The organism is Gardnerella lacydonensis, from assembly GCF_048545055.1.
Lineage (GTDB): Bacteria > Actinomycetota > Actinomycetes > Actinomycetales > Bifidobacteriaceae > Bifidobacterium > Bifidobacterium vaginale_C.
The window spans coordinates 349352-372640 of record NZ_JBKQXT010000002.1; the positions used below are offsets into that span (position 1 = coordinate 349352).

At 40.7% G+C, this 23289-nt stretch carries 20 protein-coding genes; all 20 read right to left on the reverse strand.

What is annotated here, in order from left to right:
• Positions 1-17: 17 nt before the first annotated feature.
• Complete coding sequence (gene carA / locus ACJV45_RS03520; RefSeq protein WP_016825118.1) at positions 18-1232, reverse strand: glutamine-hydrolyzing carbamoyl-phosphate synthase small subunit; 1215 nt, start codon at positions 1230-1232, stop codon at positions 18-20.
• Between the two features lie 189 nt (positions 1233-1421).
• A complete protein-coding gene (gene nusB / locus ACJV45_RS03525) occupies positions 1422-1952 on the reverse strand; it encodes a transcription antitermination factor NusB (protein WP_004122463.1) in 531 nt (176 codons plus the stop codon).
• Positions 1953-2115: 163 nt separating this feature from the next.
• Complete coding sequence (gene efp, locus ACJV45_RS03530; protein WP_004115197.1) at positions 2116-2679, reverse strand: elongation factor P; 564 nt, start codon at positions 2677-2679, stop codon at positions 2116-2118.
• Positions 2680-2826: 147 nt separating this feature from the next.
• Complete coding sequence (locus tag ACJV45_RS03535; RefSeq protein WP_004122467.1) at positions 2827-3768, reverse strand: hypothetical protein; 942 nt, start codon at positions 3766-3768, stop codon at positions 2827-2829.
• A 127-nt stretch (positions 3769-3895) separates the two neighbouring features.
• Complete coding sequence (gene pyrE / locus ACJV45_RS03540) at positions 3896-4588, reverse strand: orotate phosphoribosyltransferase (protein ID WP_415703466.1); 693 nt, start codon at positions 4586-4588, stop codon at positions 3896-3898.
• A gap of 74 nt (positions 4589-4662) precedes the next feature.
• The gene (locus ACJV45_RS03545; protein WP_415684091.1) at positions 4663-5658 is read right to left on the reverse strand and encodes a dihydroorotate dehydrogenase; all 996 of its coding nucleotides are present in this window, start codon (positions 5656-5658) and stop codon (positions 4663-4665) included.
• Positions 5659-5664: 6 nt separating this feature from the next.
• A complete protein-coding gene (locus ACJV45_RS03550; RefSeq protein WP_415703465.1) occupies positions 5665-6573 on the reverse strand; it encodes a dihydroorotate dehydrogenase electron transfer subunit in 909 nt (302 codons plus the stop codon).
• A gap of 189 nt (positions 6574-6762) precedes the next feature.
• Positions 6763-7797, reverse strand: coding sequence for an orotidine-5'-phosphate decarboxylase (pyrF, locus tag ACJV45_RS03555; RefSeq protein ID WP_004122476.1), 1035 nt, complete (start codon positions 7795-7797; stop codon positions 6763-6765).
• Between the two features lie 84 nt (positions 7798-7881).
• On the reverse strand, positions 7882-9294 hold the full coding sequence (locus tag ACJV45_RS03560) for a dihydroorotase (RefSeq protein WP_419397661.1): 1413 nt from the start codon (positions 9292-9294) through the stop codon (positions 7882-7884).
• Between the two features lie 87 nt (positions 9295-9381).
• Positions 9382-10611 carry an aspartate carbamoyltransferase gene (pyrB, locus tag ACJV45_RS03565; RefSeq protein WP_004123465.1) on the reverse strand — a complete coding sequence of 410 codons (1230 nt, stop codon included), beginning with the start codon at positions 10609-10611 and terminating at the stop codon, positions 9382-9384.
• Positions 10612-10718: 107 nt separating this feature from the next.
• A complete protein-coding gene (locus tag ACJV45_RS03570) occupies positions 10719-14024 on the reverse strand; it encodes a bifunctional [glutamine synthetase] adenylyltransferase/[glutamine synthetase]-adenylyl-L-tyrosine phosphorylase (protein WP_419397692.1) in 3306 nt (1101 codons plus the stop codon).
• Positions 14025-14073: 49 nt separating this feature from the next.
• Positions 14074-14928 carry a methylenetetrahydrofolate reductase [NAD(P)H] gene (gene metF, locus ACJV45_RS03575; RefSeq protein ID WP_016825114.1) on the reverse strand — a complete coding sequence of 285 codons (855 nt, stop codon included), beginning with the start codon at positions 14926-14928 and terminating at the stop codon, positions 14074-14076.
• Entirely contained in the window at positions 14925-17261 is a 2337-nt protein-coding gene (gene metE, locus ACJV45_RS03580) for a 5-methyltetrahydropteroyltriglutamate--homocysteine S-methyltransferase (RefSeq protein ID WP_419397662.1), read from the reverse strand. The genes metF and metE overlap by 4 nt, the downstream gene beginning before the upstream one ends.
• A 134-nt stretch (positions 17262-17395) precedes the next feature.
• A complete protein-coding gene (locus ACJV45_RS03585; protein WP_004117220.1) occupies positions 17396-17953 on the reverse strand; it encodes a SixA phosphatase family protein in 558 nt (185 codons plus the stop codon).
• Positions 17954-17974: 21 nt separating this feature from the next.
• Complete coding sequence (locus ACJV45_RS03590; RefSeq protein WP_415702015.1) at positions 17975-19075, reverse strand: tRNA (adenine-N1)-methyltransferase; 1101 nt, start codon at positions 19073-19075, stop codon at positions 17975-17977.
• Positions 19076-19110: 35 nt separating this feature from the next.
• Entirely contained in the window at positions 19111-20163 is a 1053-nt protein-coding gene (tsaD, locus tag ACJV45_RS03595; protein WP_004122502.1) for a tRNA (adenosine(37)-N6)-threonylcarbamoyltransferase complex transferase subunit TsaD, read from the reverse strand.
• Positions 20156-20800 carry a ribosomal protein S18-alanine N-acetyltransferase gene (gene rimI / locus ACJV45_RS03600; RefSeq protein ID WP_419397663.1) on the reverse strand — a complete coding sequence of 215 codons (645 nt, stop codon included), beginning with the start codon at positions 20798-20800 and terminating at the stop codon, positions 20156-20158. The genes tsaD and rimI overlap by 8 nt, the downstream gene beginning before the upstream one ends.
• Before the next feature lie 21 nt (positions 20801-20821).
• Positions 20822-21616 (reverse strand): tRNA (adenosine(37)-N6)-threonylcarbamoyltransferase complex dimerization subunit type 1 TsaB, encoded by a 795-nt coding sequence (gene tsaB / locus ACJV45_RS03605; protein WP_004123451.1) that lies wholly within the window; start codon positions 21614-21616, stop codon positions 20822-20824.
• Positions 21617-21654: 38 nt separating this feature from the next.
• Positions 21655-22224: a tRNA (adenosine(37)-N6)-threonylcarbamoyltransferase complex ATPase subunit type 1 TsaE gene (gene tsaE, locus ACJV45_RS03610; protein ID WP_016825108.1), complete on the reverse strand. Its 570-nt coding sequence runs from the start codon at positions 22222-22224 to the stop codon at positions 21655-21657.
• Positions 22225-22288: 64 nt separating this feature from the next.
• Complete coding sequence (holA, locus tag ACJV45_RS03615) at positions 22289-23260, reverse strand: DNA polymerase III subunit delta (RefSeq protein ID WP_419397664.1); 972 nt, start codon at positions 23258-23260, stop codon at positions 22289-22291.
• Positions 23261-23289 lie beyond the last annotated feature (29 nt).

The window sequence follows — 23289 nt, forward strand, 5'->3', positions numbered from 1 at the left end:
TTATCCCTTTATACCTACTATTTTTCGCTCTTATTCTTGTGATTTTGCATAAGTTCTACAAAGCGGTTAAACAAGTACGATGCATCATGAGGTCCTGCGGCTGCTTCTGGGTGATATTGCACAGAAAAAGCTGGAATATCAAGGCATTGTAAGCCTTCTACAACATTGTCGTTAAGATCTACATGAGACACTATTACGCGACCAAAATGTCCATTTTCGTAAGGCGATTGGATAGTCTCACCAATAGGAGCGTCTACAGCAAAGCCGTGATTATGAGCCGTAACTTCCACTTTTCCAGTAGTCACGTCTTTTACAGGCTGATTTATGCCACGATGACCAAACTTAAGCTTGTATGTTCCAAACCCAAGCGCGCGACCTAAAAGTTGGTTTCCAAAGCATATTCCAAAGAATGGGTATCCTGCGTCTAACACGTTACGCAATAATTCCACTTCTCGATTTGCTTGAGCAGGATCACCTGGTCCATTCGAGAAGAACACGCCATCTGCATTAAGCGCTTGAAGTGACTCAAAGCTTATTGAGGAGCTTACAACGTGTACACGGCATCCGCGCTGTGCCAAACGATGCGGAGTCATGGCTTTTATACCAAAGTCCACAGCTACAACAGTGTAAAGAGGCTCCTTGCCTTCGTAATCCCCACAAGGCTCAATCGTATAATCTTCTTGTGTACTAACTTCGTCTGTTAGTCGCAAGCCTTGCATTTGAGGAGTTTGTTTAATCTCATTCACAAAAGATGCAACTGTACGAATTGCTCCAGTAGCTTTGTCTATCAGTGCTTCATTAGAAAAAATGCCGGCACGCATAACGCCAACTGAGCGTAAATGTCGTACCAGCATTCTCGTATCAATACCACTGATTCCTACTATTCCTTGTTTTTCTAAATCATCTTCCAAGGAACCAGTGGATCTCCAATTGCTAACAATAGGGCTTGGAGCTTTTACCACGTATCCTGCAACCCATATTTTTGAAGATTCTGGGTCTTCATTGTTAATTCCCGTATTTCCTATGTGTGGGAACGTTTGAACAACTATTTGTTGATCATAACTTGGATCAGTAAGCGTTTCTTGGTAACCAGTCATTCCTGTAGAGAACACGATTTCAGCGCGCGTAGAACCTTTTGCGCCAAATGGTTTACCAACGTAAACTTGTCCGTCTTCCAATACTAATACTGCATCATCAGTGCCGAATCCGGCGAAGGTGTCGTTATAGCCCACCTTAACCCCCTTATGGCTTTAGGTTATTCGTGGCAAGTCTACTCAGATTGGCGGACGGCGACGCGCCGATAATAGCTATCAACAATTTCTTAATGCAAATTATTATTGCGAATTCATTACTACGAATTCATAATAAAAAAAAATCCGCTTAATGCTACTGCACTAAACGGATTACACGCAATTTTAAATTCACTCAACAGAATCAGCATTAGATTCATTAGAAGATTGTTCAACATCTGAAGAATCAGCTGCTTCAGTTTCATTAACTTCTCCAGCAGTATCTTCCGCAGATGCCTCACCATTAAACTTTGCTAAGCAAGCTTCTTTGTCTGCCATAATCGCGCTTAACAAGCCATGAATAAACGCAATAGCATCATCATCACTATACATTTTTGCAAGAGAAATAGCCTCATCGATAGCAACCTTATCTGGCACTTCGTCGTTTAAGAGAATCTCCCATACAGCTATTCGCAAAATATTACGATCAATCACCGCCATTCTTCCGACTTTCCAGCCAGTAGAATAACGATTCAACGTCTTATCAATCCTATTTCTACGCTCACCAACTCCTCGAATAATATCAACAGCATAATCTGGAAGAGGAGTTTGCGCACCTGGCTCCTTCAAACGTTCTTCAAGCAAAGAAAGAATATTTTGATTCTTTTCATCTGCCTCATACAGCGTATTCAAAGCCCTTTTGCGAGCGGTGGAACGTGCCATAGTATCGTCTTTCTATCAAACTACATAATCTTATAGATCCTTAAAGTCTACAAGAATTAAACTTACATCAATATATATCAAATATTGCACAAAATAGCTATTGCAAAATAAAACGACTCAGCAACAAGAATCGCCGCCGAGTCGCTTTATACAAAAAATTTAATTAGTTTTCACGACCAAGGTAAGAGCCGTCACGAGTGTCAACCTTCACCTTTTCGCCTTCGCCAACAAACAGTGGAACCTGAATCTCAGCACCAGTTTCAACAGTTGCAGGCTTTGTGCCAGCGTTAGAACGGTTACCTTGCAAACCAGGTTCAGTGTGAGTGATGGTCAAAATTACAGAAGCTGGAAGCTCAACGCTCAAAGGAGTGCCGTCATGGAAACTTACAATGCAATCAGTGCCTTCAAGCAAATACTTGCTTTGTTCACCAACTAAGTCCTTAGGAATATAAACCTGATCATAAGTGTTCATATCCATAAAGACGAAGTTATCGCCATCTTCATAAGAGTACTGCAAAGTGCGATTATCAACGGTCTCGAACTCCATTTTCATGCCGGCGTTAAAAGTCTTGTCGACAATCTTGCCCGAGAGCACGTTCTTAATGGTGGTACGCACAAAAGCAGGACCTTTACCTGGCTTAACATGCTGGAACTTGATGACGGTCCAAAGCTGACCTTCAAGGTTCAAAACCGATCCATTTTTAATATCATTGGTAGTCTGTGCCACGAGTTATCCGTTTCTTTCGTTAATTAAAGCTGCAATTTACACAGCTAAGAAATAAACCTTGCTTATTATGCCACAAAGCGTCAACTAATTAAAATAACAACTAAAATAACAACTAAAATAACAACACGCATTTAACGCGATTATTCGTTACTCTTGATCGTTTTGTTCCGACGACTCTGAGTTTTGACTACGACCCATTGGAATATAGCCACCTTGATCATCCTGAGGATGTGGAGCATCAAAAGGATACCCATTGCCATCTCTACTTAAAAATCTATCGCTCACTTTTTTAATTCTATCTTCGTACTGGCTTATAACAGCTTTTATTTTTTGATAAGACTGCTTTAACTCTTGATAATTATTGCTGCTTTTAGCAAGAGCATTACCAGCATCATTAATAGCATTTTCTAGACTTTTAGAAGCAACAGCTAAAATAGGCAAATCTTTCGCTTTTTCTACAAGCTCTCTAGCTTTTTTAACAAGATTTAACAATTGATCGCCAAAAGAAGTTCTACTTGTTTTTAAAAGATTATCAGAAGATTTTTTAAGCGAATCAGCATCTTTATTCAAAGTATCCAACTGGTTGGAAAGCTTATTTTCGACTGATGGTGAATCGTAAGAACTGGCTCCAACTGGACAATCTGAAATATCATTTTTCAAATCATCATTGGCATAATTTAAGGAAGATTGAAAATCGTCAACAGTATCCTTAACTGAATCAAAATCAGCATCAAAATCGGAAGATTTTATTTCAGAAGCATCATGCACGTTTTGGCTTGAAATGATTTTTTTAAGGTCAGCTTTAGCTGAAAGAACTTGTGTACGCAACTGAACGCACTTTTTAGATGGCTCGCCCGCGTTTATATTACTAGAACTATGTGCAAACAAAGATAACCATATTCCGATAACAATTGCTACTGCAATAAGTGAAACAGATATAATCACTGCAATAGCTTTCTTATCGCTTAATAATGATCTGTTTGAATCATTACTAGACCGATCAAAAATGGTATCTTGCTCATACTCAGGCGGATTATTAAATGAAGCTATATCATTCAAATCCTGATATTCGTTATTGTCCTCTTTCATAATCCGCCATTCCTATTTAACAAACATATGTATGAATAAAATAGCAAGAACACAACTCATACATGACTTATATAATTGCTTAATTATACAAGTCTATAATTGTATAAGTCTATATTGCACAGACAATTCATGCACCATATTCTCGCAAATAATTTTCAGCTCGAGCAGCCAAATTCTCATCCATAACAGCGCTTCCGTCATTATTAGTGAGTTTTTGTGCTGCAGCGAAAATTTCACGCACGTTAGCAATTGGCAAAACTGGGAAACCAAACTTCTGCTCTACTGCTTTTACTGCAGAAAGCTCACTGTCTTTTGTGCGTTCCATTCTGTCTACTGCCAAAATCAAGCCTACAACTTGCACATTTGCTTCCGCTTTAAGTTTTGGCAAAGTTTCGCGAACTGCAGTTCCAGCTGTCATCACGTCGTCAACAAGCAAAACTTTCATGCCGTCTTTTAACGGTTTTCCAACCATAATTCCGCCGTCGCCATGATCCTTTCGCTCTTTGCGGTCGAAAGTAAAACCAACAGGCATATTGTGATTATTTGTCAAAGCCATCGCCGTAGAAACTGCCAGCGGAATACCCTTATAAGCAGGACCGAAAACAGTGTCAATATCTTGCGGAAGTTTGCCTTCTTCAATTGCTGCAACAACGCGCTGAGCGTAGTATGCTCCTAAGCTCGCGATTTTCATGCCGTCGTCAAAAGCTCCAGCATTAATAAAATAAGGTGATTGACGACCAGATTTTAACGTAAAGTCACCAAACTTAAGCGCGCCCGAGTCAAGCAAAAACTTTGTAAAACGCTCGTCTAATTCTGCCATAATTAGCTCTCTTTCTTAAAATAATTTTAAATACTTTTTTAAATACTTTCTAAATACCTTTTAAATACTTAATTTCAGCGCCAAGTCTTTCCTTCTGCAAGCAAAGACGCAAGCTTTGGACGAGAATCAAGCAAATCATCAAGCTCTCTCGCAATACGAATAGGAGCAGTAGGATCCACCAAAGCAGCAGCACCAACTTCTACAGCATTAGCGCCAGCATACAAGTATTCCAAAGCTTTTTCGCCAGAATCAATGCCACCAATGCCGATAATTGGAATATCTGGCATAGCTTGACGAACTCGCCACACAAACCCAAGTCCAATCGGGAAAATAGCAGGACCGGAAACGCCGCCAGTACGGTTTGCAATAATAGGCTCGCCTGTGCGAATATCAATTCGCAATCCAACCAGAGTGTTAATCATGCTTAGAGCATCCGCTCCAGCATCAACCGCAGCTTTGCAAATCGAGACGATATCAGTAACGTTTGGCGTCATTTTTACAATCATCGGCTTATCCGTCATTGCGCGAAGACGCTTAATTAAGCGATGAAGCGCAATAGGATCCGTACCAACGCTCATTCCACCATGAGTCACGTTTGGGCAACTTACATTAATCTCAAGCATGTCTGCAGCAGAATCTGCAAGCTTTTCAACAACTTGAGCATAATCGTCATCACTATGGCCTGCAACGTTAGTAATTACAAGAGCCCCCAGCTTTTTAAGCTTTGGCAACTCATCTACTAAATAGTGGTCAACTCCAGGATTTTGCAAGCCAACAGCATTCACCATTCCAGAAGGCGATTCTGCAGTGCGCGGAGCAGGATTTCCTTGCCAAGGAACCGGGGAAACACCTTTTGTACAAATTGCTCCAAGCTGACTCACATCGTAAAAGTGCGCGCAAGCTGCAAGTTGGAATGTGCCAGAAGCGGTCCCAACCATATTCTTCCATTCAACTCCAGCTACTTTAGTGCTGTGTTTCCACACATGACTAGTGTCAAATCCAAGAGTTGATGGGCTATTCTGTGCGCCATTTTGCGCATTTTCTAAAGCATTATTCATTTCATTACTCATATCTTTTTACTCCCAGCCTAATCTTTCGGTGTCAAACACTGGTCCCTCGTTACAAACTTTAAGTCTGCCTTCTAAAGTATCTACAACGCAAGCAACACAAGTTCCATATCCGCATCCCATTCTCGCCTCTAAGCTTAATTGACATTTAACATTACGCTCATGCGCCCAATGAGCTACAGCCTTCATCATTGGCATAGGACCGCAAGAAAGAACAACAATAGGCAAATCTCCATTAAAATCAAAATGATTTTCTTGCTCGAGTTCATTAAGCAAAGTAATAACAGTTCCTTGCGCGTTGCTAATGCTATAAACATTATCAACGTATTCCTTCATAAATGAGTCAGCAAAATGGTTATCGCGATATCCAAGAACCGCAGTCACTTTGCAATTCTTGTTTTTTGCAATCGCCTGTGCAGCACAAATCAAAGGAGGAACACCCAATCCTCCGCTTACAAGAACATAGTGTGCTGGCTTAGAAATATCAAAACCCAATCCTAATGGGCCTAAAGCGTCTACAGTATCTCCTGCTTTGAGCTCCGAAAATTCGGCAGTTCCTTTACCAATCACAGCAAAAATAAGGCTAAAAGTATCTCCATCAACGCTTGCAACACCAAATGGTCTAGGAAGCATAGTTGTAGAATCTGGAGAATATAAGTTAACAAATTGCGCAGGAGCGGCAGTTTTAGCAATAGCATCATCGCGCAAAACTAAGCGATACACGCCTTCGTCAAGCTTTTGATTATCAAGAACTTCTATAGCACGGCGACCTAAAAGACGAGTGTATTTTAAATCATCAGCGTGCAAACTTTTTGCACTAAAAGAATCTGCACCCGAAGAATCATAAGCGTCTTCACGTAACGTAAATATGGCGTTTCTCAAAGATTTTCGAGTTTGAATAAACATGCCATCACTCATCTAGTTTTACCCTACCTTATGTAGTCGTATCGTTGCGTAATTTAGCTATCTTTAGCTATTTTCAGTTTTTAGTTATATTTAGTTATACATGCATAATTGTTTTTACACGCGCATATTCACAATTTTGACACAATGATCTTGAAATAATTCCTAATTGTGATTCGCTTTGCATTAACACTAACACACGATTTATTTATATACTGCTTGTCTTAAGTCATCTCTCATGTTTAAAGCAGATTTGCGAGCAGAATCAGATACAATCTCAAGAATATTATTAAGAGAAAGAGAAGACTTGTTTTTAACATAATCTTGCGATTTTTGCCAAGAACCAATAATTCCGCGAGAAGAATTCACTATTGCACCTCGACCATTTTCATCAAACATTCCAGAAACATCTTGTGCCGTTCCACCTTGTGCACCATAACCTGGAACAAGGAAGAAAGTGTGTGGCATAATCTCGCGCAAACGCTTACCTTCTTCTGGATGAGTTGCTCCAACTACTGCTCCTACTCGTGAATACCCTTTAGTCCCAATATTTGATTCACCCCATTTTTCTATCAAACCTGCCATATGCTCATAAACTGGTTTGCCATCTTCAACAACAAGTTCTTGAAGCTCTTTGCTAGAAGGATTAGACGTGCGCAGAAGAACAAAAATATTTTTATTACGCGCTACTGCCTCATCTATAAATGGCTTAACGCCATCTGAACCCATATATGGGTTTACGGTAAGAGAGTCCTCGTGCCAAACATCTTTTGTGCTAGCGCTTTTAAGAAGATTAACTAAAGATTCGTTAAAATCGTAAGAATCATCTTTAAAATACGAATCAAGATCAGCAAATCCTCGCAAATGTGCTGCATACTGAGCTGCCGTGGAACCAATATCGCCTCGTTTTGCGTCACCAATAACAAATAACCCACGTGATTTTGCATAATCACAAGTCATAGCATAAGTGTCGATTCCAGCGGAACCAAGTGCCTCGTACATTGCAATTTGTGGCTTAACAGCTGGAACAATGTCGTAAATCGCATCAATAATCGCACGATTAAACTCAAAGTACGATGCAGCAAGCAAGGTTGGCAAAGCCTCTTCATCTTCGACTTCTTGCAAAACTTCATCAGATAATCCACTTAGAATTTGCGCAGGCAAAATCCCAGGCTTTGGATCTAATCCAACAACAGTAGGGTTTTGCTTCGCTGCGATTTCTTCTATCAGTTCGTCCATATTGTTCCTCTACTAGCCGCAAACTATTTTTTAGTTTTTAGTCTTTGTCTTTACTTATAAAACACGATTTATAAAATACACAAATTACATGCGAGAAAAGGCGATTTCTGAGCCAACAATAGTAGCAACTGGTCTTCCCTGTAACTGCCATCCTTCAAATGGAGTATTACGAGCCTTTGAATGGAAGGAATTCGCATCAACGCTCCATTTTTCACGCATATTAATAAGCACTAAATCAATATTTTCTGGATGTTCAGTTTCACTTAATTTTAATGTTCGTCTCACGGCACAACGCGAAGACACATTAAGCAAAGCTGTAACATCTGTAGGTCTTCTACTCATAAATTGCATAGGATTAATCGACATAAGTTCAATTAAGTGCTTATCATCCGTATACCCAGCGTCAACAAGCACTTTACGACATACGCCATAAGCACATTCCAAACCAATAATCCCATTTGGAGTATTAGCAAAATCGCCAGCTTTATCACCTGCTGTGTGAGGAGCGTGATCCGTGGCAATCATGTCTATAGTGCCATCTGCAATAGCAGCAAGAGTTGCCTGTCTATCCGCTTTAGATCTTAGCGGTGGATTCATCTTTGCCATTGACCCATACTTAAGCACATCCTCATCGCAAAGAGCAACGTAATGTGGGGCTGTTTCGCAAGTAATCGGCAAACCTTCTTTCTTGGCTTTGCGAATAGCTTCGAAAGCGGCAGCCGTACTAACATGCTGGAAGTGCACGTGAACACCTATTTTGCGAACTGCTTCTATATCCCTATTAACAATCGCAAGCTCTGTAGATGCAGGAATTCCGCCAAGGCCTAGAATTTTAGCAACTGGTCCTTCGTTTACCGAACCATAATCATGATGCTCACAATGCTCAACAAGTGGCAATCCTGTTTCTTTCGCCATTTTAAGAACGTCTAGCAAAATCGAATCTGTAACAGCAGAACCATCATCACTTATTGCAGTAATTGGATGCTTTTTCATAGGCGAAGTTTTTTGATTATCATCAACACCATGAACATATTTTTTCCAGAGCTCAATATTGCTTGGTTTTAAACCTTGCCTACTTATTGAAGCACAAACACTTAAATCGTAGTGTACTGGCAGTTTTACGCCATAAATACACCCGTATCTTTGCAAAAAATCTATAACGTTTTCTACATCAAAAGGAGCATCATTCCAAGGCTCACCGTCAACAGCTGGAATTGTGTTTGGCATAATCAGCACATTCGTATATCCTCCAGCAGCAGCAGCATTGCCCCCAGTCATCATTGTTTCTTTATCAGTCTGACCAGGATCCCTAAAATGCACGTGCGGGTCTGCAAAACCAGGAGCAACAATCCAATCACTTGCATCAATTTCCCCCGAAATTCGAGCGTTTTTCTCAATTAAAGCGTCTTGTCTAACGCCATCTATAACCAAATCGATTCGCTCGCCAGTATCCCAAACGGCAATATTTCGCAAGGTTAACATGCGTGAGTCGTTCATATTGCTCCTAGTTTTGCTTATTTCTATTTTTTATTCAGTTTTATTGTTGATTTTGAATTATGTTATTTACGTGTATTCTACTTGAATTCACTGCAATTCTTCATCACAATACAAGCAATGATACTCATGTCTATCTGACTCAGCTTTATAGAATCTACGCTTAAGAGTCAACTCACTGTTTGTTATGCAACGAGAGTTAGGACATATAAGATTTTCTGGAGCATTCTCGTCAGATATGTGAACGCGAGGATTAGCCAACGAAATTCCATGAGAATCGTGAGCTTCCAACTCATCTTTAGGAATATTCACAAAATCAGTCGGCTCATATCCTGGAAGCTCATCTCCTAATACAGAGCTTTCTAATGCCATTCGCATAAGCATGCCATTTTTAACCTGCTCAAAGTATGCTGCACGAGGATCGTCATCAACATCAACAGCGATTTCGTTAATACGCGGAAGCGGATGAAGCACTGGCATATAAGATTTTGCTTTTTGCAATTTTTCTTCTGTTAAAATATAAGTGTCACGAAGTCGCAAGTATTGCTCGCGATCTGTAAAACGCTCTTCTTGCACGCGAGTCATATAAAGCACGTCCAAGCTGCCAATAACTTCCATTAAGTCGCGAGTTTCTTCGTAAGTGCACGAAGGCGTATCGTTAATGCGGTCGATTACGTACTGAGGAGTTTTAAGCTCATCTGGGCTAATTAGCACAAAGTGAACATTCCCAAAGCGGCATAAAGTTTCAATAAGCGAGTGAACAGTGCGACCGTATGTTAAGTCTCCGCATAAACCAACTGTTAAGTTATTCAGCCTGCCAAATCGCGCAAGAATTGTAGCTAAATCTGCAAGAGTTTGAGTAGGGTGCATATGGCCGCCGTCTCCTGCATTAACAACAGGAACACTTCCTGCATGCGACGCCACAAATGCAGCACCTTCTTTAGGATGACGCATTGCTACAACGTCTACATAATTTGACACCACTTTTAAAGTGTCGCTAACCGTTTCGCCTTTGCTTGCACTAGAAAGCTGTGCTCCCGCAAAACCGATCACCTTTCCACCTAAGCGAAGCATTGCTGTTTCAAAGCTTAGTCGAGTTCTCGTGCTCGGCTCATAAAAAAGAGTGGCCAACACTCTACCATCGCAAGTGTGGGCCACTTCTTTTCTGTGCTCGTCAATATATCGTGCTTTATCTAATAGCATTCGTATTTGAGCTGTAGAAATATCGTCTAATGTAACAACGCTTTTGTTTGCTAACGATTGAGCAATTGCACAACGAGAAAAAACCTGATTAGAAGAATCATAAAATGCGTTCGTCATAATAGAACCGCTTACCTTTCGCTAGTTGGCAAACGACCGCGACCACACGCGACCTTGTAGATTGTACACGATTTGTCAGACTTACCGACACAATAAAATGTCAACTATTAGCGACAGTAGAAGAGACGGGACATGACTTCGCGGCATTGACGCATAACAGCCATTAAATCGTTTTCAAAAACGCGACCTTGGTTTGGATCGTACCCAAGATAAGTTGCGATTCCGCCTAAAGAATAAGAGTCTGTTGGAATAACATCCGCGCGCTCCAAGGAACCAGACCACAAGAAGTTCGCATTTCGCACTGCAGAACACATATGCCAGCATTTTTCTAACACATTTGCGTCTTCATCTTCGATCAAATTCAATTCTTTAAGCGCTTTCAACGCTTGCATTGTGCCAACTACTCGCAAGGACCTGTATTTCCCAGCATATTGCAATTGCAAAAGCTGAACAGTCCACTCAACATCGCTTAAACCACCGCGCCCAAGCTTCAAATGTCTGTCTCTACTAACGCCTCTTGGTAAGCGTTCTGCTTCCATACGCGCTTTAAGCTTACGAATTTCCGCCAATTGAGATTCGTTAAGAGGATCTGGTGAATAACGCAAATTGTTTACTACTCCGCTTAGCAAAGCATCTGCCAAATCTTTCGACCCTGCAGCAAAACGCGCGCGCAAAAGTGCTTGATTTTCCCACGTACTAGCCCACTTTTGGTAATAATGCTCACACGATTCTAGCGAACGCACAAGCGGACCATCTTTACCTTCTGGTCGCAAATCTAAATCGACCATAATTTTTGGCTCTAAAGTAAGAGGACCTTGCAGGATATTGCGCAATATGTCTACAGTAGTCTGCGCGAAACGGTGAGCAATATCAGATATAGAATCATATTCAATCTTGCAATCATCATCATTCGCCATCGGCTTATAAACAACCATCATATCCGCGTCAGAACAGAAATTAACTTCCCTGCCACCATAACGTCCGAGGGCAATAATGGCAATCAAAGCTTTACTCTCTTCTAAGTCCATTTTTAAAGACGCATCTTTCATAGACCATTGCAGAGCAGCATCAAGTACAGCATCAAACACATCACTCATCGCTTGCATCGAAGTATCATCGTCAATAATCCCACACATCCAAGCAAGAGCTACTCGCTCAATTTCTTGCCTTCTTAAAGCACGCAAAGACTGAGCAAAATCCACAATGCTGCTTGAATATCTTGCCAACATTGCGCTTGTCTGCATATCTAAACTTTCTCTGCCCCTAGGTGTAAGCGCCGAATCGTCTCCAAGCCAAGTAATAGATTGTATTGACTGCATCATTGCATCGCCTAAATAACGCGAATCAGACAAAACATGACAAAGCCTGCGAGCCGCGCTAGGAGAATCACGCAAAAATCCAAGATACGTGTTCTTACCACCGAAACGCTCTGAAAGTCTCCTGAAAACAAGCAAACCCATGTCGGGATTTTGACCTTCTCCAAGCCATTTCAACACTGCTGGAAGCAAAATTCTGTGAATTTTAGCAGCGCGTGAAAGTCCATCAGTAAGCGCTTCAACATGCATTTGTGCAGCTTTTGCATCAGCAAAACCTATCGATGCAAAGCGAGCGCGCGCAGCTTCTGCAGACAACACAATAGGATCTGCATCAGTTTGCGCATTAATCGGCAGCATTGGACGGTAGTAAATATCTTTATGCAAATGCCTAATTTCCCGGCGCGCTTTGTCAAATCTAGCTACAAGCTCTTCTGGCTTAAGTCTAACAGCTCTAGCAAGACGCCTAATTTGCTCGTTACTATTAAGCTCTTCCGCACTAATGCTTCTTGCGCGATCTAATCCACCATTTCCTTGTGCACCTAAATCTGGGAATAAATGAGTGCGTTGCATATTCCACATTTGCTGTCGATGTTCGAGAACGCGCTCAAAGCGGTAGTGTTCTGCCAAAATTGCAGCTTGCGACCTAGAAACGTAGCCTCCAGCAGATAGTGCATTAAGCGCTCCTAGAGTATCTCTAACTCGCAAAGACTTATCTTCACTTCCGTGCACAAGTTGCAGCATTTGAACTGTAAACTCAACATCTCGCAATCCTCCGCGTCCAAGCTTCATGTCTAAATCTCGCTGAGACGCAGGGATCAAAGACTCTACTCGCTGTCGCATATGTTGGCAATCTGCAACAAAGTGTTCTCGCCCAGACGCTTTCCAAATAAGCGAATCTGCCATTTGTCTATAATCTTTACCAAGCTGCCTGTCTCCTGCGGCTGGTCTCGACTTTAGTAATGCTTGAAACTCCCAGCTACTTGCCCACTTTTCGTAGTATTCGTTATGTGATTCCAAGCGCCTAACAAGAGGTCCATCTTTGCCTTCTGGTCTTAGCGCTGTATCAATTTGCCATAATGGTGGCTCCGCACAACCCATAACAATCGATTGACACACTTTTTGCAAAACAAGTGCAATAGAAGACCCAACTCGCAAAGCTTCATCTTGTTTAACGCCATTAGTTGGTTCTACTACATATATTAAGTCAATGTCGGAAACGTAGTTTACTTCTTGCGCTCCCAATTTTCCCATTGCTATTATTGCAAACCTGCAGCAACAAGATCCAGAAACTTGCCCGCGCGCTATCGCAAGCGCAGCTTCAAGAGCCGCATCCGCAGCATCCGAAAGTTTACGACTTATATCTGGCTGTAATTCTACAGGGTCTGCACTAGCCAAATCATATGCCATAATTGCAGCAATATGCTGGCGATATCTCGCTCTAAGAGCACAAACAGCTTGAGCAAAACCCATAGAGCTTATTGGAACAGTGTACGAGCTACAATTCTTGGCGACAACGTTGTCTTCTTCTTTTAAATTTTGTAAATCTTCTTTTTCTTCGTTTACTACTGTTGCACTGTAAGATTGAATAGCTTCTAGTAAATCCGAAACACGTTCTTCTAAAGTCATGTGTAGTAAATGATTTGGGTCATTTGCTGCAGCGTTTATTAAATCAGTGTGCGTTCTCATTAGCATCGCAAATGATTTAGATGCTCCAAGAACTTGCATTAAAGACGCAAGTGGGCTTGTTAATAATGAATTATTCGAGTTCTCCGCAATATTTTCAACAGTTTTTTTCTGAGATTGATATATATCTTTAAACGCTAAAATTGCGTAATCTGGGTCTTCTGCTCTATTTATGCTTTCTAAGATTTTGAGCGCATTAATTGAATTATTCTCACAATTTTTGCAAATATCTTCTATGGTTTTACGAGCAGATTCTGGACGAGCAAATCCAGCTTTAACTAGAGTTCTGTATGATAAGTCAGTTTCTTTAGCAAAACTTAAATTAAAATCCGCATGTTGTTTTAAATCAGTGCCTAAATTATGATCTAAATCGCTATTACTGCTTTTTTGACTGCTCATAACGCCACTGTACATTGTGGTGCAGTACAACATGACCCTTGTGCTGCACCACAAATATACAAATTTACACTATCTTAGTAAAAAGTGGCTTAACGTTTGACCAAATGCTTCTAGTAACGCCAGGACGATTCATTGTGTACAAGTGTATTCCGTCTACGCCTTCCGCAACTAAATCGTTAATCTGTTGAGACGCAAATATGCTTCCAGCGTCTTGCAAGACTTCTGGGTTACTTCCCCATCGCTCAATCATTGCTAAAACTGGCTCACTTATTTTAGAAGAGCACATTTTTGTCATTCGCTTAACTTGATTCGCGTTTACAACAGGCATAACTCCAGCTTCAATTGGAACGTTAATGCCAGATTTTCTAGCTAAATCCCTAAAGTGCAAAAAGTCATCGTTATTGTAAAAAAGTTGCGAAATCAAGTGAGTTACTCCAGCATCAACTTTTCGCTTTAGATTATCGATGTCTTCTTGCAAAGTAGCAGCTTCTGGATGTTTTTCTGGGTAGCACGCCCCCAAAATAGGCAAATCTGGGCGCTTTGAGTGAATATACGATACTAAATCGCTTGCGTGATTAAACACTCCAGCAGCATTCTGATTTTCAATAACATCTCCGCGCAAAGCTAAAACGCCACTAACGCCTGCCTTATCAAACATGTCTAAAGCTTCGTCAACATCGTCATAATCCAAGTATCTTGCTGTTAAGTGAGCAACAGTTTTAATGCCATACTCCGATCGAATAGTGTTGGCGATTCTAGCAGTAGCAGTTCGATCCGAAGATTTTCCAGTTCCGTAAGTTACGGATATAAAATCTGGATCCAAGCCCCTTAAGCCGTCTAAAGTGTCGTAAATCGTTCCTATTGGAGATGTTCTTTTAGGCGGAAACACCTCTAGCGAAAACTTTGGTTTGTACGTCATTTTAGACCGCCACCCAATTCGCTTCTAACTTTTTTAGCTGCCGAAACAAGATTTTGCAAGCTAACCCACGTTTCTGCATTGCCTCTAGTTTTCAAGCCACAATCTGGGTTAATCCAAAGTTTGTTGGCTGGCATTTTGTGCAAAATCTCGTGAATCCTATTAACAATTTCTTCTTCGCTAGGAACGCGAGGAGAGTGAATGTCGTAAACACCAGGACCCGCTTCTGTTTCAAAGTTCGCGTTATGAATAGCGTCCAAAACAACTAAATCTCCGCGCGAAGCTTCAAACGATATTACGTCCGCATCCATTGCATCAATGTCTCGAATAATGTCGTTAAACTCCGAGTAGCACATATGCGTGTGGATTTGCGTAGTGGCATCTACAGCAGAGTGCACAAGACGGAAAGCTGCAATCGCCCAATCCAAATACTTCTTATGCCAATCCGAACGCCTAAGCGGAAGCTTTTCACGCAAAGCTGCCTCATCGATTTGAATTACGCGAATTCCAGCACGCTCCAAGTCCAAGACTTCGTCTCGAATTGCAAGAGCAAGCTGCTGAGTTTGCTCTTCGTGCGTAATATCTTCGCGAGGCCAAGACCAGTTAAGAATCGTAACAGGCCCTGTTAGCATGCCTTTCATAACATGGTTTGTGCGGCTTTGAGCATACGCACTCCACTCTACTGTGATCGGCTGCGCTCTAGAAACGTCGCTCCAAACGATTGGAGGCTTTACGCATCGAGTTCCGTAAGACTGAACCCAAGCGTTTTTTGTAAACTTAAATCCGTGCAAATGCTGGCCAAAGTATTCAACCATGTCGTTTCGCTCAAACTCGCCATGCACAAGAACGTCTAAGCCAATGCGCTCCTGGTGTTCTATGCACTCGTCTATTTGATTGCGAATAAAGGCGTCGTATTCTTCTTTACTAATTTCGCCTTTTCTAAAAAGCGCTCTAGTCGCCCTTATTTCTTTTGTTTGAGGGAAGGATCCGATAGTTGTTGTAGGCAAATCAGGCAATCCTAATGCTTCTTTTTGCAATTTTTGACGCTCCGCGCGAGATGGCTTTCGCTCAAAATCTTCTGGCTTAAGGCTTGCGATTCGCGCTTTAACGTTTTCGTCTACTTTTACTCTAGACCCGTCAAACAATGCCTGATTTTGCGCCAATTCCTTGCTATTTTTAAGCTCATCATCATTCATAACACAAAGTTGAGCAATTTCGTTTACTTCCTGCAACTTTTCTACAGCAAACGCAAAATGCTTTAATACGTCTTCTCCAAGCTCTTCTCCATCCGTACTAAATGGAACATGCAAAAGCGAGCATGCAGTAGAAACAGCTACGCGATTAGTAACATTTTTTTGCAAAGCATCTAACAAGCCAAGACTTTGTGCGTAATCATTTTTCCAAATGTTTCTGCCATTTACAACTCCTGCAAAAATAGTTGTATTTTCGTTTACTCCATATTCTTGCAAAGCTGTAAGGTTTTCTTCTTTGCCTTCTACAAAATCTAAGCCAATTGCATCGAAAGCTAAATCGTTTAGCGTTTTATAAGAGTCTAAAATATTGCCAAAATACGTGTTGAGCAAAATTTTAACGTTTTGAGCATTCTCCGCACTTTCAAGTCTGCTTTGAAGAATCGGCTTATATAAATCGCTAAAAATCCTTAAATCACCATCTTCTTTATCTAAGCACAAGTATGGCTCGTCAAATTGTAGCCATTTTGCTCCAAGACTTACAAATCGTTTTACAATATCGCAATATGCGTTTGCTAATGCTTCAATTGTTTCTTTATTTGCCTCTAACTCTTGAGCTTGCGGAGTGCGCGCTAGTTTTAAGAAGGTGTATGGTCCAATCAACACTGGCTTCGTTTCAATTCCGAGCGCTTTTGCTTCATTGAACTCGTCGAATGGTTTTGTGCCAGCTAAATGCAAATCATGCGGATTTTCTACTTCTGGAACAATGTAGTGGTAGTTGGTTGTGAACCACTTTTTCATTGGAAGCGCTGTTACATCTCCTCGTTCCCCTTGATATCCGCGCGCAATTGCAAAAAGCGTATCTTCTGCATTTTCAAACTTTAGCTTCTTGTATCTTTCTGGCACTGCACCAAGCAAGATTGCTGTGTCTAGCATTTGATCGTAATAGCTAAAATCATTGCTTGGTATAAGTTCTATTCCAGCTTCTGCCTGAATTTTCCAATGCTTTTTGCGCAAATCTTTTGCAACTTGTCTCACTTCTTCTAAAGTTGCATCTTTTTTCCAATAGCGTTCAATTATTTTTTTAAGATCGCGATTCGCGCCGATTCGTGGGAATCCTGATACGGATGTTAAAACAGTAGACATATATCCTCCAAAACAATTCTTTAACCTGATTCAGCCTAGCAAACATTTGGCTTAATGAGGTCATTAGCAATTTGGGGGTGTCGTTATAATCTAAACTTATATGTAGATTTTATTTAAATTTAAGCGTATTTTTACTATTCAAAATCCTTTGGGGTTATAATTCCCAACGCTTTAGCTCCTCGCAAACCGCAGGATGCAAAAGGTACATCAGACACTAAAACAATAATCGAAGCATTAGCTAATCCGAGTCGCATTGTTCCTAATATATCAGGATCTGAATCTGGAGAAGAAAGCCATTGCGCAGCCATCGACATTGTTGGCTCATGACCAATAATCATTGTTATTCTAGAATCACTCCTAATCGCGCAAAGCTCATCCATTACAGACTGCATTCCGCCATCATATAAGCTTTTTCTTGACGCTACTATTGGAGAATCTCCAAACTTTTTAAGCATTTTGTGCATTGTTTGTTCGGTGCGATTTGCACTTGAACAAATAATGTAGTCTGGAACAAGCTTTAAGGATTGTAAACCTTTTGCCATTATTTTCGCCTGTTTCAAACCTTTATCGCTAAGGTCCCTTCCCCAATCATCTCCCATTGTTGGCGGCTGTGCTTTTGCGTGGCGCATCAGTAATAGCACATATTTTGCATGCTTTACTTTTTTAACGATTTTTTTGATTGACGCCGCCATTTTAATCTCCTCAGTCTTCAGTTAAGCCTTATTAGGCTTTGGATTTGAGTTAGGTAATTGTGCGATTTGCAAATCTAAATCTCTAAGGACTTTTCTAAGCTTTCTATCTGATATATCTCTAAGAGACAAATCTTCTAGCTGTTCTGCGCGCTCTTCGGGAGTTAAGTCATCAATATCGCTAACAGTATCTTTTGTAGCACGCTCGCGCTTTCTTAACGCATTAAATCCTTGCGCCATTGCGCGCGAAATAACCAAAAAACCAGTATGACCTATCATTGCATGATCTGGTCTAACTGCTAAATCTTGTGCTTTCCAAGTTCTTTCTAACGTTTCTTGAATCTCTGGTTCTGTCCAAACTCCCGAAGCTCGCAAACTTTGTGCCATTCTAGACATTTGCGTTGTGGTTGTTACGTACGCAACTAATACGCCACCTGGAGCAATAACCCTATAGGCTTGTTCAAGCCTGTTCCAAGGATCAAGCATGTCTAGCATAATGCGATCAAAATAGCCTTCTGGAAGTGACTTTGCTACTGAGTCAAAATCTCCAGTTAAAAGATTCCACCATTCTGGTTTTTCGCCATAGTAAATTGTTGCGTTTAGTTGCGCGATTCTAGCAAAATCAGGTCTAAGTTCTATTGTCGTAAGCTCACCACTTTGACCAACAGCGTCTAAAAGACTTAAGCTCATTGCGCCAGAGCCTGCTCCAGACTCTAAAACGCGCATTCCAGAGCGAATATCTCCTAAAGAAATCACTTGTGCAATATCTTTTGGATACATGATTTGAGCGCCTCTTGGCATAGATAAAACGTAATCCGCCAATCGTGGGCGCATAACCACATAATCCCATCCGCCTATTGCACGCGCTGCCATCCATGGCTTGTTTGATTCTTTAGACGCGTCAAGTTGCTTATTACTACGCTCAAAATCACGTTTTGTACTAACTGTTGTTACTACAACACCTTGAGTTTTGCCAATAACATCGTCGTGCAAAATAATGCCATGCTCGGTTTGTGTAACTCCGCCTTTAGTAAGCTGTGCTGTGATTCGCTTGCCTTTTCTATCGGTGAATTGGATTTTTTCACCAACTTGCAAAACTCCTCTACGTGCATAGCCTTCGTACACAAAACACCTCGCTTATTTTAGAACTACTTTTACTATTATAAGCTAACGGTTGTAAGTGGCATTGCTGAATCGATTGCAAAATCTGGAGCAGACGGACGAACTCCTGCTTCCACCAAATTCACACCAAGCATTGCCACCATTGCTCCGTTATCCGTGCAAAGCTTAAGCTCTGGCAAACGAACTTCGATTCCATGCTCTTTGCCTTGCTCTAAAAGATGCTCTCTAAGTTGTGAGTTTGCGGAGAATCCGCCACCAATCAACAAAGTTTTTGAACCGTATTCCTCGCAGCCCATCATAGCTTTGCGCGAAAGAACATCCGCAACAGAGTTTGCTAAAGACGCACAAACATCGTCTACTGGTATTTCTAAGCCTTGTGCTTGTCGAGCTTCCACCCAACGCGCAACAGCTGTTTTGACACCCGAAAAACTAAAGTCGTAAGGATGTTCTTTGCCAGAACGACCTTGCGTAAGTCCTTGCGGAACTTTCAACGTATTTGGATTCCCAAGACGCCCATGCCTATCAATATGCGGACCTCCTGGATAAGGGAATCCCAGCAATCTAGCTACTTTATCAAAGCACTCGCCAGCTGCATCGTCTAATGTTGTTCCAACAACATCTATGCTGCGCGCAATGTTATTAACATGCAAAAGAGAAGTGTGACCTCCCGAAACTATAAGCGCTAGAACGTCTTTAGGTACGTCACCGAATTGCAATTGCGTTACTGCAATGTGTCCAATAACGTGGTTTATTCCATAAATCGGCTTTTTTGCGGCACTAGCTAGTGCTTTAGCACCCGAAACGCCAACAGCTAAGCATCCTGCTAATCCTGGACCCGCGCTTACTGCTATAGCATCAATATCACTCAAATCCATATTTGCATCCGCTAATGCTTTTGATACCACTGGCACGAATGCTTCCGCATGCGCACGCGATGCGATTTCTGGTATAACACCGCCGTAGCGTGCGTGTTCTTGCATTGAGGATGCTACAACGTTAGAAACTAATGTTCTTCCTTTAACGATTGCGGCTGCTGTTTCGTCGCAAGTTGATTCAATACCTAAAACTATTGGCTCGCTTGTTTCACTCATTGTTTTCCTCACTTTTAGCACTGTTATAAGCTTCGCTAGATTCTTCTAAGCTTTTTGAGCTTTCTAAATTTTCTAAATCGTCTAAGTCTTCTAAATCGTCTAAGTCTTCTATTTGTGCGCACATTGTATATGCGTCTATTCCCTCTGGCATGTAGTATCTTTTTCTTAATCCCATTTTTGTAAAACCGAATTTTTTATACAGTTTTAATGCTGGATTATTGTTTACTTTAACTTCTAAAAGCATTCGTTTTGCGCCTATTGATTTTGCATTTTCAATCATAGTTTTTAGAAGATTGCTTGCAATTCCTTGCTTTTGATATTCTTTTGCAACGCCTATTGTCATTATTTGAGCGTCGTCGCCATCAAACCAAAATCCCGCATACCCAGCTACCGTATCTGTATTTGTATCAGTATTTGCATTTTCGTCAATATAAGCATAATACGCGCGCATTGGTGCTTGTAACTCTTGCAAAATCATGTTCTTGTTCCAGCATCCTGATCCAAACAAGTCTGCTTCGATTTTTGCAATTTGAGAAACCATTGCTTCATATTTTGCACAATCATTTTTCTCTATTGCACAGCTTTGACTATTTGATACACAAGCTGGATATTTTGAACAAGTTATGTCTACAATCATATGCGCACTTCTGCTTGAATCCTATTTTTCCGACACTTTTGTAGCAGCACCAGATCCTAAAACGTGCTTCAACGGGTTTGGAACGGATACATCTGGTCTTCTTAAATAAAGCGGTTCAATAACGTCTTTTTGACTTGCACACAGCTTAAATATTTCTAATCCTTTTACACCTAAATCAAGAGCGCTCACTTCTGTAATTAGGCGTATATTTTCGATTTTCTTCCAATCTTCAGCGTATTTTTTAGCACCATGACCTGCAACGCAAACACAGTAGTCGCAAATCTTATTTGATTCAAAATATTGATTTACTCTATCAACAATATTTGCAGGATAATCAATGTCCATTTCTATTACTGCACAACCACTATCGTCATATAAACTCATATAAACTTGACGTCTTCTAGCATCATTTAACGAAAGAACATACGTGTGTTTAGCTACGCAAGATTCATTATTTTCGACTATTGCATTATTAGAGATAACGCCATTTTTAAGAGATTCTTCAAAAGCGCCAGAACGAATCATTAAACTTTGTGGAAGCAAACTGTTACATCCTAGAATCTTTGCGTTATTCGCAAAAGCAATCGCTTTAGCTGCAACCAACCCAGCTCTTAAACCTGTAAAAGGAGCAGGACCTACTCCAACTACAATCTCGTCTATTTGTTTAAGATCTAATCCAGAATTTTTTACAGCAGAATCAATGTTTACTTGCAATCTTTCAACATGCGTGCGAGAATCTGTTTCTACTATCGGATCATGCCCCACAATACCAACGGTAGAACCATATGACGTGTCTATAATTAGCGTATTGCTCATTTTCTTTCCTTAAATTGACCAACCAATTTAGCTTACTCTTAATCAAGAATTTTTAAGCGATTGCACCAATCTCCTCCAACCGGGATAAGAGTTACAACGCGCTTTCCTTCACTTGTAAACTCATTCGACTCAGTTTTATCAATTGGCCTATCAATATGAACTTCAAGACGAACATCAGCAAGAACACCAGCCATCTGTTCTCCCCACTCCATAAGAACAACAGTTCCATCACCTGGTTCTTCCAAGGCTTCGTCTAAACCTAAAGATTCAAGCTCATCTAAAAGCCTAGAAACAACATCTTGTCCTGGAGCGTAATCTTTTCCACCAAGCCTATAAGCATCTACATGAATAAGATTCGCAACTTTTCCATCAGAAAATGTGCCTTTTAGCTCTCTAGCAATAGTAAAAGTTGGGGAAACTATCGGATCTTTTATTCCCAAGCCCTGTCCAAAACCTTGCGCGAACGTTGTTTTCCCAGCGCCAAGTGGGCCAGAAAGCAAAATAACGTCTGTTTCATGCACTATTTTTGCAATAGTTTTTCCAAGATCTCGCATACACGAATCAGTTGGAATTACAAGCTTTTTGATATTTTGATTTTCCAAAATCACACACTTTCATATTAGACTTTTAACGCTTTATGTTTTAACACTTTATGCTTTTAAAATTTTCACATTAACGCCCACGGCAAGCGATTATGCTAATACACTTTTCTAAAGCATAATCAGCATCACTAGTTCCACCTTTGCACTGCTCATCTGCCCATGCTAAACATTTAAAACACTTACGAATCCCATTATCATTCCATCCGCCTAAAGATCTCATAGCCATTTTTAAAGCCCAAGGGTTAACTTTTGCTTGAGCATTAGAAATTTCCCCATTTTTAACAGCTATAGCCTTTGTAATTATTCGCATTTTTGCAGCCAAAGCCCCAATCAATGCTATAGCATCAACACCTTGCAAAATCGCTGTTCTTGCCGCAAGAACAGCTTGACCATAGTTACCTTCTGCAGCTTTATCAGCTACAAAAAACCCAGTAATCTGAGGGTCTGATATTAAATATTGATCAACTATTTTTAAAGTAATTGGATTATCGTCAAAATCAAAGCACAATTGAGAACAAAGAGCCGCCAACTGGTCGGTTTTCCCGCCTAAGACTTCTGTTATGCGTCCAGCTGCTGCAGGCTCTATACTACGATTTTTCCTTTCAAAAAGACTTAGCACAAAATTCAATCTTGCATCATCTTTTTTAAGATCTGGTACAGTTATTTTACTTGCTCCAGCTTTTTCAAGTTTTGTAACAATTGACTTTCCTTTAACACCTCCTTCGTGGCGCGCAATAACCCAGCAATCATTGTTATTAGATTTAGATTCTCTAGCACAAAACCCTATTATTGCTTCGACTAAATCTTCATTAGCTTGTTCAAGATTGTTAATAACAACAATTGTTCCACTAGAAAACAAAGATGGTCCTGCAGCAGTTATAAAAGCATATTTATCGGTATTTAAAGCGTCTAAATTTACTACATCAGCATCTGGATAGGAGCTCAATATGCGAGTTTTTAAGTCGCGAGCGTTTAAATCATTTAAATACGCATCACCGCCAACCACAACTGTAAATGGCGCAAATTTTTTTAACGCTTGCATACGTACTCCTTAAGAATATTTATATTCTC

Bases quoted from the DNA above. Each gene is read 5' to 3' on its own strand.
- nusB (WP_004122463.1), bottom strand. From the start codon at position 1,952: ATGGCACGTTCCACCGCTCGCAAAAGGGCTTTGAATACGCTGTATGAG.
- ACJV45_RS03535 (WP_004122467.1), bottom strand. From the start codon at position 3,768: ATGAAAGAGGACAATAACGAATATCAGGATTTGAATGATATAGCTTCA.
- pyrE (WP_415703466.1), bottom strand. From the start codon at position 4,588: ATGGCAGAATTAGACGAGCGTTTTACAAAGTTTTTGCTTGACTCGGGC.
- ACJV45_RS03545 (WP_415684091.1), bottom strand. From the start codon at position 5,658: ATGAGTAATGAAATGAATAATGCTTTAGAAAATGCGCAAAATGGCGCA.
- ACJV45_RS03550 (WP_415703465.1), bottom strand. From the start codon at position 6,573: ATGAGTGATGGCATGTTTATTCAAACTCGAAAATCTTTGAGAAACGCC.
- pyrF (WP_004122476.1), bottom strand. From the start codon at position 7,797: ATGGACGAACTGATAGAAGAAATCGCAGCGAAGCAAAACCCTACTGTT.
- ACJV45_RS03560 (WP_419397661.1), bottom strand. From the start codon at position 9,294: ATGAACGACTCACGCATGTTAACCTTGCGAAATATTGCCGTTTGGGAT.
- pyrB (WP_004123465.1), bottom strand. From the start codon at position 10,611: ATGACGAACGCATTTTATGATTCTTCTAATCAGGTTTTTTCTCGTTGT.
- ACJV45_RS03570 (WP_419397692.1), bottom strand. From the start codon at position 14,024: ATGTACAGTGGCGTTATGAGCAGTCAAAAAAGCAGTAATAGCGATTTA.
- metF (WP_016825114.1), bottom strand. From the start codon at position 14,928: ATGACGTACAAACCAAAGTTTTCGCTAGAGGTGTTTCCGCCTAAAAGA.
- metE (WP_419397662.1), bottom strand. From the start codon at position 17,261: ATGTCTACTGTTTTAACATCCGTATCAGGATTCCCACGAATCGGCGCG.
- ACJV45_RS03585 (WP_004117220.1), bottom strand. From the start codon at position 17,953: ATGGCGGCGTCAATCAAAAAAATCGTTAAAAAAGTAAAGCATGCAAAA.
- tsaD (WP_004122502.1), bottom strand. From the start codon at position 20,163: ATGAGTGAAACAAGCGAGCCAATAGTTTTAGGTATTGAATCAACTTGC.
- rimI (WP_419397663.1), bottom strand. From the start codon at position 20,800: ATGATTGTAGACATAACTTGTTCAAAATATCCAGCTTGTGTATCAAAT.
- tsaB (WP_004123451.1), bottom strand. From the start codon at position 21,616: ATGAGCAATACGCTAATTATAGACACGTCATATGGTTCTACCGTTGGT.
- holA (WP_419397664.1), bottom strand. From the start codon at position 23,260: ATGCAAGCGTTAAAAAAATTTGCGCCATTTACAGTTGTGGTTGGCGGT.